The following is an 8459-nucleotide window of genomic DNA, read 5'->3' on the forward strand; positions in this document are numbered from 1 at the left end:
TTATATTTATATATGTTTAGAGTGTCCAAATTTGGATACTCAATGTCTAAATCTGCACATTCTAGAGTGTCTAATTAATTTTTATCCACACAGTTATCAACATAGTTTTCCACAGTTTTAGTTTTAAATATTATATTAACAAATGGTAAATGAAACGTTAAAATAAGATATATGTTTCGAAAAAAAAACTTTTGGACTGTGTGAGGTGTATTATGGTTGTGAAAAAGAAATCTGATAAAAATTGGGAATATTGTGTCTATATAGGCAAAGATGAGAGTGGTAAGAAGAAATATAAGAGAAAATGTGGATTTAAAACAAAAAAAGCATGCATAGAAGCAGCTGATATTTATAATCGCAAATCTTGTGATAATAGTGACAATAGTTTTGAGCTTGTCTGTAGGGCTTTTTTAGCTGATTGCTATAATCGAGGACTTAAACAGACTACAATTATAGGTTACAAGCATGTTATTGATATCGCTATTAATGCTATGTAGTGCGTGAATAGGGATATCAGAAAAATCACACAAGATGATATATATAATTTTTTGTACGTGGGTATATCCAGGTATTCAGCAGCCTATAAATGTAAAATTTTTGAAATAATGAAATATGTATTTAGTTTTGCGTGCAAACGCAAAATGCTCAATTACAATATATTTAGTGATATCGCTAAGCCGAGATTGGTTAGGGGTAGGAGAAACGTATGGTCAGAGGAGGAAATTAAAAGATACCTACCTGTGTTAAAAGAATTTAAATATTATGATATAGTATTATTGACTCTGGAGACTGGTCTTAGGCGAGGTGAGGTAGTTGCATTGACCTGGGATTGTGTTAATTTTGACCGGCGGACTATAACAATAGATAAGTCTTACGTATCATCTAAGGGATATACTGGATTTTCGACGCCCAAAACATCTGTAGGTATTAGAGATGTTGCATTGTTAGATAACAGTCTAGATCTGCTCAAAAAAAGATATAAAAAAAGAACATCTAAATATGTGTTCCCAAGCTCGTCTAATGCCAATTTACCTGCCCATCCACACACCGTGTCCACTCATTTTTCACAATTTTGCTCAAAAAATAATATAAGACATATACGATTCCACGACTTAAGGCACACTCACGCAACTCTGTTGCTAAACAGGGATGTTAATTACAAGGTCATATCTAAGCGATTAGGTCATACTAATATATCATTTACCTTGCAAACTTATACTCATGTATTACAAGATTACGAGATACAACTTTTCCGCAAATTATCAAGTATATTTTGATTACTGTTTTGTAAATTAATTAATAAATTTATAAAAACAAAACGGAAAACTTTTTACGTCGCTCCTAAGCTGCAAATAATAAGCCTTAAGACGTTAGTTTCCCGTTTTTATTTTTTTATTTTAAATTTTCTCATTTTTATACTGCCTCAACCTGCATGTTCAGCGAGCTTAGCGACCGGAGTGTTAATATCTCGAGAATGATTTTCGGAAACAATAATAAAAGTGTTATTCCTGCTAGCATAGGCTTTGGTGCTATTTTTATGATAATAATAGACACAATTGCAAGGAGTGCGACTTCTGCGGAAATTCCAATTTCTACTTTAACAGCAGTCATAGGAGCTCCTTTCTTTATAATTCTTCTCAGAAAGACTGGAGAAATTGGCTAATGAATTTTTAAGTGAAGAATGGTTGTTTTAATTATGGCAACGGTCAAAAAATATTAAATAACATTAACTTTAACATAAATGAGAGCGAAATTCTTTCTATACTAGGTGCAAACGGTGTTGGAAAAACGACTCTGCTTAAATGCACTTTGGGTTTGCTTAAATGGAAAAATGGAGAAACTTTAATAGATAATAAAAATATCAAAACAATGACTCACAGAGAACTTTGGAGCAGTATAGGATATGTGCCACAAGCAAAACATTCGGTCTTTTCATATACCGTAGACGAAATGGTCTTACTCGGAAGAAATAGTCATTTAAAATTACTAGAATAACCTGGTAAAAAAGATAAACAAATTGCACAAAATTGTATAAATCGCATTGGGATTAAATACTTAAGCGGAAAGCTCTGTAGTAAAATCAGTGGTGGGGAACTTCAAATGGTTTTAATTGTACGAGCTCTAGCCTCAGAACCTAAACTTTTAATTTTAGATGAGCCAGAATCAAATTTAGATTTTAAAAATCAATTAATAGTTCTCCAAACGATTAAAAACCTTTGTGAAGAAGAAGGAATATCGTCTATAGTGAATACTCACTATCCTGAACATGCAGTTTCTATTTTGCATAAAGCTCTTATTTTAAATAGAGACACTTCAAGTATTTTTGGTTATGCAAGTGAAGTAATTTCAGAGAACAATTTAGAAAAAGCCTTTGGTGTAAATGTTAAGATAAAAGATTTTTACCTTAACGATAAAAAATATACTTCGGTTCTTCCGATATCGATTTTGTAAATTTCAAAATATGCAATTTCATCCTTTTTAAAAAACGGAAAAACGTAAAGGAATAAAACCCTTTACGCTTTTTAAATATTTAATCTATAACAAACCCTAACCACACATTTCCAAAATTTTATTTGCAGCCCCTTTTGCTCCTGTACACCTCTTAAATCCTTCCGATATGATCTCTGCTTTCTTGTAGTATTTAACATTGTTGATAACTTTATTTACAGCACTTCTAATATGCCTAGGTGTAATTCCATAAAGTATTCTTCCAGCTCCCAATTGTTTAACCCTCTCAGCTACTCCTCTTTGCTCTATAATTTGAGGAAACATAACTAAAGGAACTTTATTATAAAGACTCTCACTAACACTATTCATACCTCCATGGGATATAAACACATCAGCTTTTTTAAGAACAGCAATTTGATCTACCTTATTGAAGATAGAAATATTTTCACTATTGACTTTGAACTCGTCTAATTCAACACTATTACCAACTGATATAATAACTTGATACTCACTATCCTTAAAAGCCTCTATACAATTTTTATAAAATAGACTCAAGTCGTTGTTAACTGTTCCCATTGAAATATAAATGAGCTTGTCTCTAGTTTTTTCAATACTCGATTTAGCTGGAAGGATTGAAGGCCCAACAAACACATACTTATCTGAAAAAGTATGCGAGAATGGTTGAAACTCTGAAGATGTGTAAACTATAGTGTGTATATTTTTGTGATTTTTCATAACGTCCAAAACACTTTTGATTGGATACCCTCTATCTCTTAGCTTTTTTATATTTTTATTAGCCTTAGGTATTGATGCAATAACGGAAATTAAATCTTTGATACTATATCTTAAGATTCTAGCAGAATGCTCATTGAACACAAAGCTTGCATTTGAACAAACCAATGGGATATCTAACTTTAAAGCAATCATCTTTCCCCAAATCGTTAAATTATCAGAAACTATACAATCTGGTTTTATTTTCTCAATCTCCCTAAAAATAATCTCGTCTATATCTAGAGTTTTATTAACCATAAGGTCTATAAAATAATCCAAATCATTACTTCCAGCTACTAACTCCTTCTGAGTAATTTTAAATTTGTCATCATACCCATCAAAGGCTATAAATTTAGCACCCGTAGCTTCTATCTTTTCCTTAAAATTGTTATAAGCATAATAATAAACTTCATTTCCTCTAGAAACTAATTCCTTCACAACTTCTAGCGTTGGATTGATATGTCCATGAGCAGGAATACTAAAAAATACAATTTTATTCACTCTTTCCTCCACTACTAAATAAACCCTTTTCATTAAACAAAAAACTAAATTCTATACTTCTTTATTCTTATTTTGAGCCCTCTTAGCAATATGATTAAACACCCAAAACAAAATTATCGTAATTAAAACAAACATCAGAAAAACACCTAATATGGAATAAACAAAATTCACATCAAATATCCCCAAATATTTATCTCTGTATAAATAATAATTCCTTACGCTTATTATCGCAGTTATAAACACGTCTATTATAAGAGCAAACAATATTGAAGCTTTTCTTCTGGCTTTTGAAGTATCTTCATGTTCTCCTGAAAGTATAATTTTAAACGTCAAATACCCAACCATCGAAATAATACTTATGAACTCAGGTAAATAAGACGAAAACCTCATATTAAAATATACCTTTATAAAAATGGAAATCATTAAAATTATAAGCCCAATGAAAAATCCACCCTTATACATTTTATCATTTTTCGACTTAACATCTTTACGCCCCTTACTCATTACAATTTCTCACCCTTCTTATAAAATATCTCCATAAATCCAATACAAAAAACCCTATATGGTATATTCGTATAATTCTAAAATTTCATAATAAAAACTTGATAAAATAAATTTAAATCCATCCCTACAACAAATTATAAATTTTCCAAAATCAATCTAAAAAAATATACAGTGCCTTAACCTAAAATCTCAATCTTCGAATCACTCATTCTACCATAAAATTTACTATTTTTCAAATTTAACAAAAGACAATTATATATCGAAACATTATCTCACAAAAATTACCATTAAGAAATTGCATTTTATAAAATTTTGTGCTCAAAACCTTATAACCACCTTAAGTAAATACTCATATACTAAATTTGAAAATATTTTGTAGGAGAATCAAATGGATAAGGATGTTTATACTAAACATACTCCTGAAATAAAAGACTACGGTCCAGAAGCATTAATTATAAATATTAACAAGCTTGCAAAGGAAAATAAAAATTATAGATCCACATTATGGACCGGAAAACACATGCAAATCACTCTTATGAGCATACCCATTGGAGGAGATATTGGAATTGAAATGCATAAAAATGTCGATCAATTTATAAGAGTTGAAGAAGGATTTGCACTAATTACTCTTGGAAAAAGTAAATCCAACTTAAATTGTACTCTAAAGGTAAATAATAATTACGCTGCAATAATTCCGGCAAATACATGGCACAACATTATAAATACCGGAAGTAGACCTTTAAAGCTATACTCTATTTATGCTCCTCCTAATCATAATTTTGGTACTATGCATAAAACTAAAAAGATAGCTGAAGAAGAAGAATCTGAAAAAAATTAAAACTCCAAAATTAAAGACCTGAATTTTATTCTCAAAATTCAGGTCTTTATATATTGAAATAAAACATTAGTCAAAATGAAATCTACTTAAATCCCAGTATGGATTCATTAAATTTAAGATTCTACTTTCAAAACTTTCATTCTTGAGAAAGCTATAAAACACAAAACCATTTGCACAATTACAAACATTCCATATAAGAACATTGTCAATATTGCTACAGCATACATTATTCCAGCAACTAATGCACCCCATCTTTTATTCATGGTCCATCCAATAACATTAAATATAACTGCAATACAAACAGATAACATATGAGGTGTAACAAGTGCTGTGGCTAATGCCCCACCAACCAATTCTACACCACTAGATGAATAAAATATAGTTCTCCAAAAATGATTGACAATATAAACTAAATACGCTACTCCTAGTATAGCAGAAATTAAAAGCAATATACTCCTTTTCAAAATTATCCATCTCCCTAAAACAAAATATAATTAACAATTTTAAAGTATTTCAAATTATACTTATTTATAAATTTGCTAATACTAAAAAGGATAGTTAATCTAATTTAACATCGGTTGTCATATCCTCTGAATATTTTTTTCCTTCATACATTGATTTGAATTTATCGTAATGTGGATTTTCCCATTTTTCTCCATCAAATGTCTCAAATGAAATCGCTATTGCTTTAATTATACTTATATCGTTTGAACTATCAATTGCAAATCCTCTTCCTTCGCCATATGTGCTTCCACTAACTAAATTTATATCGTTGTATTTAACTTCCCTGACATATGACCCATTAGTAAAATCAACATTAGATCTAATCTTAACAGGCAAATTGTTACTATCCCACGCCACAAAAGCAATAGATGCATCTTTAATATCTCCTGCACCATTATTGGATATTATGGCTCGAAGCATATCAGGGTACATTTGCTTAACATACTCTGTTCCCACTACAGATAACGGTTGCTCACTTAATAAATTATCAAGCTCCTCCATACCCATCTTTTGTAGCTTATCCTCTTGAATTACATTGGTTTGTACTTTACTGTCCTCAATTACATTTTCATCAACAAGACTACTTGTACTCTTTTCGCCTTTAGTATTAGAAGAACATGCCAAAAATACCATTGCACACAAAACAAAAATAACTGACATTCTAAATACTCTCTTAACCATATATACACCCCTCCTTAATATTTACTTTTACGCCATAAGCGTACCTTTAGTATTATAGCTTATTCAATACGCTAAAAGCAATAGCTATAATGCTATTATTGAGGTGATAGTATGAGAAATTTATCATTGGAAAAAGTAGGAAAACGCCTGCGCAATATTAGGATGCAATCTGGTATGACTCGGGAACAGTTTGCAGAACAAGTGAGCATATCTCCACAGTTTCTTGCAGAAATTGAGAATGGAAAAAAGGGAATGTCTACGGATACTTTATTTAAAATATGTACAAGGTTTGATTTGTCAGCTGACTACATCATTTTAGGAAAAGTAATTTCCTCACAATTATCTAATCCTATTCAAAAAACGCTTAATAATTTTTCAGATAACTATGTGGAATTAACTGAGGATATAATAAAAGCAATAGAAAAGGTAGCAACTATGAAACAGAAATAGTCACTACCTTTTTTTACAACAAAACATATGTTTATTTACTGTTGATAAGATAATGCAAAACTTGCATTGATATCATCTATTCCACCTATTCTTTGTTCTAACCTAACAGTATAAGAACTAAACTCAATTTCTTTATTCCCATTTAACTTAAATGATTTAATAACATTTTTAAGAGTATCTTTTTGTTCTTGTGTCAGTTCATCTATTATTAGGGTTATTCTAAGATTTGATTCAAGTGATTTGATCAATTGTTTTTCAAACCTTCTATCGATTTCCCTCTCCTTTATATTTGGTTCTATATTTTGCATCCATATTTTTATTTTATTTATTAGCTCATCACTTTCATTTACATAATCAGAACTCCAAAAATAATACAATACCATATTTTATATATTGATTATGTACATATAAACGCAATAAAAGGAACTTCCAAAGTTCCAACTTCAGAAGTTCCAATACCCTACAATAAATGTTGTATTAACGTTGGCAACAGTTGATAATAATGATACGGTTTCACAGGGTTTCAAAAGGTTTCACTTAAAAATGAAACCATAGCGGAGAAAGTGAAACCCTGTACACCCAAGGCTATATTCTCTCACAATCAGCAATTTGATCTGCGGGGATATAAAAATTGGAGCGGACATATAAATAGGTATCACCCAGTTCATCAAAGGCTCTGTCGATTGCACGTCCAATCATCCACTTTATAGCCTTGTCATTATCGTCAAGGTCATCCCACCTTGCATATGGCGGATCACGATACTCATCAAGATCGAAATTGTACCTCTCCAGTTGGTCCAGGTATGCAAAGAAATTGACCTTATAGCTTGTTGAGCATCTTCGCCATTCTAAATCAAGTTCTGACAGTTCAGGGAACATATTAACGAGGTCGAGAATAAATTCTGGTCGAATACAAACGTCAAAACCGTACGAACGGAAATCGTCATTACACATAAACCCGTTTACACAGAAATCTTTGCACAACCGGTGTGCTATCCTACTCAACAACTCATCTTTTCCATACAGATTACATCGATTACGGTACTTTTGATAATCAACATTATACGCTATACCATTAAAGTACATAACCTTATTACCGACATCAAACTCCAATCCGCATTTCTGGAATACATCAGCCATTTTGCTACCCAATGAAAGAGCATGGTGTAAGTTGCGGAGACCTTCGTGCATTATACTTTGACAGTGGTCCAAACTTCCAGTTATATGGAATGCCCAAACACGGATTTTGCTTGCATCGATATGTTTTAGTTGTCTATAATACTTTTCCCATAACCGCTCATAATCCCTATCACACTCGATTATATATTCATCTATGAATTGTTCGCCAGTTATTCCCAAAGTGTCAAGCACAAAGGAATACGCAGAATCTGTGGTTCTCAAATCAAAATCCATATAAATGCCCTCGAAAATTACAATAGCCGTTATCTGTACACTCATATCGTGCCAGTTTTATTGATCACGATAGAATTATATCATAAAAATATGAAAATTTCTACCAAAGCAAAAAGGCGGGGCTTATTCAGCCCCAACCTCGATGTCTGTTCCGTCCTTAAAGCGGAATGTGATTCTGTTATCTGCGTGTACCGTTGCCGTATCCAACAGCGTGAGCCATAGCCCTTCGTCCCAGGTCTCAAGGACGAGGGGCTGTTCTTCTATCGAGCTGACGAAAATCCGTAGGCCTCGGTCACGCTGCATCTGGCTTTCACGCTCGGCGGTAGCTTTGTACAGCCGATCCACCGCTTCG

11 protein-coding genes and 2 pseudogenes are annotated in these 8459 nt (G+C 32.0%); 6 read left to right on the forward strand and 7 right to left on the reverse strand.

What is annotated here, in order from left to right:
• The first annotated feature begins 212 nt into the window (after positions 1-212).
• The 4 genes and pseudogenes from AALI31_RS05590 to AALI31_RS05605 all read left to right on the forward strand — a co-directional run bounded on the left by AALI31_RS05590 (position 213) and on the right by AALI31_RS05605 (position 2448).
• A complete protein-coding gene (locus AALI31_RS05590; RefSeq protein ID WP_489885538.1) occupies positions 213-494 on the forward strand; it encodes an Arm DNA-binding domain-containing protein in 282 nt (93 codons plus the stop codon).
• A 3-nt stretch (positions 495-497) separates the two neighbouring features.
• Positions 498-1274 (forward strand): tyrosine-type recombinase/integrase, encoded by a 777-nt coding sequence (locus AALI31_RS05595; protein WP_489885539.1) that lies wholly within the window; start codon positions 498-500, stop codon positions 1272-1274.
• Positions 1275-1471: 197 nt separating this feature from the next.
• Entirely contained in the window at positions 1472-1660 is a 189-nt protein-coding gene (locus AALI31_RS05600) for an iron chelate uptake ABC transporter family permease subunit (RefSeq protein ID WP_489885540.1), read from the forward strand.
• Between the two features lie 11 nt (positions 1661-1671).
• Positions 1672-2448: pseudogene (locus tag AALI31_RS05605) on the forward strand (ABC transporter ATP-binding protein).
• A 96-nt stretch (positions 2449-2544) separates the two neighbouring features.
• On the opposite strand, the gene AALI31_RS05610 reads toward AALI31_RS05605, so the two are convergent.
• Together AALI31_RS05610 and AALI31_RS05615 are read right to left on the reverse strand one after the other, a co-directional pair.
• Positions 2545-3717 (reverse strand): macrolide family glycosyltransferase, encoded by a 1173-nt coding sequence (locus AALI31_RS05610; protein WP_489885541.1) that lies wholly within the window; start codon positions 3715-3717, stop codon positions 2545-2547.
• A 51-nt stretch (positions 3718-3768) separates the two neighbouring features.
• A complete protein-coding gene (locus AALI31_RS05615; RefSeq protein WP_489885542.1) occupies positions 3769-4221 on the reverse strand; it encodes a DUF6773 family protein in 453 nt (150 codons plus the stop codon).
• Between the two features lie 388 nt (positions 4222-4609).
• On the opposite strand from AALI31_RS05615, the gene AALI31_RS05620 reads away from it, so the two are divergent.
• The gene (locus tag AALI31_RS05620; protein ID WP_489885543.1) at positions 4610-5059 is read left to right on the forward strand and encodes a cupin domain-containing protein; all 450 of its coding nucleotides are present in this window, start codon (positions 4610-4612) and stop codon (positions 5057-5059) included.
• A gap of 113 nt (positions 5060-5172) precedes the next feature.
• On the opposite strand, the gene AALI31_RS05625 is transcribed toward AALI31_RS05620, so the two are convergent.
• Positions 5173-5523 carry a hypothetical protein gene (locus tag AALI31_RS05625; RefSeq protein WP_489885544.1) on the reverse strand — a complete coding sequence of 117 codons (351 nt, stop codon included), beginning with the start codon at positions 5521-5523 and terminating at the stop codon, positions 5173-5175.
• 94 nt (positions 5524-5617) lie between these two features.
• A complete protein-coding gene (locus AALI31_RS05630) occupies positions 5618-6244 on the reverse strand; it encodes a DUF5780 domain-containing protein (protein WP_489885545.1) in 627 nt (208 codons plus the stop codon).
• Between the two features lie 111 nt (positions 6245-6355).
• On the opposite strand from AALI31_RS05630, the gene AALI31_RS05635 reads away from it, so the two are divergent.
• The gene (locus tag AALI31_RS05635; RefSeq protein WP_489885546.1) at positions 6356-6694 is read left to right on the forward strand and encodes a helix-turn-helix domain-containing protein; all 339 of its coding nucleotides are present in this window, start codon (positions 6356-6358) and stop codon (positions 6692-6694) included.
• 35 nt (positions 6695-6729) lie between these two features.
• Here AALI31_RS05635 and AALI31_RS05640 read toward each other — a convergent pair whose 3' ends face one another.
• The 3 genes and pseudogenes from AALI31_RS05640 to AALI31_RS05650 form a co-directional block, all read right to left on the reverse strand.
• Entirely contained in the window at positions 6730-7077 is a 348-nt protein-coding gene (locus tag AALI31_RS05640; RefSeq protein ID WP_489885547.1) for a hypothetical protein, read from the reverse strand.
• A gap of 202 nt (positions 7078-7279) precedes the next feature.
• Positions 7280-8107: a hypothetical protein gene (locus AALI31_RS05645; protein ID WP_489885548.1), complete on the reverse strand. Its 828-nt coding sequence runs from the start codon at positions 8105-8107 to the stop codon at positions 7280-7282.
• Positions 8108-8230: 123 nt separating this feature from the next.
• A pseudogene (locus AALI31_RS05650) lies at positions 8231-8459 on the reverse strand (hypothetical protein); the annotation flags it as partial.

The sequence above is a fragment of the Anisomitus miae (SeqCode) genome, assembly GCF_054906395.1.

Excerpts from the sequence above, each read along its gene's own strand:
- AALI31_RS05600 (WP_489885540.1), top strand. The coding sequence starts at position 1,472 with ATGATTTTCGGAAACAATAATAAAAGTGTTATTCCTGCTAGCATAGGC.
- AALI31_RS05640 (WP_489885547.1), bottom strand. The coding sequence starts at position 7,077 with ATGGTATTGTATTATTTTTGGAGTTCTGATTATGTAAATGAAAGTGAT.
- AALI31_RS05645 (WP_489885548.1), bottom strand. The coding sequence starts at position 8,107 with ATGGATTTTGATTTGAGAACCACAGATTCTGCGTATTCCTTTGTGCTT.
- AALI31_RS05615 (WP_489885542.1), bottom strand. The coding sequence starts at position 4,221 with ATGAGTAAGGGGCGTAAAGATGTTAAGTCGAAAAATGATAAAATGTAT.
- AALI31_RS05635 (WP_489885546.1), top strand. The coding sequence starts at position 6,356 with ATGAGAAATTTATCATTGGAAAAAGTAGGAAAACGCCTGCGCAATATT.
- AALI31_RS05590 (WP_489885538.1), top strand. The coding sequence starts at position 213 with ATGGTTGTGAAAAAGAAATCTGATAAAAATTGGGAATATTGTGTCTAT.
- AALI31_RS05630 (WP_489885545.1), bottom strand. The coding sequence starts at position 6,244 with ATGGTTAAGAGAGTATTTAGAATGTCAGTTATTTTTGTTTTGTGTGCA.
- AALI31_RS05620 (WP_489885543.1), top strand. The coding sequence starts at position 4,610 with ATGGATAAGGATGTTTATACTAAACATACTCCTGAAATAAAAGACTAC.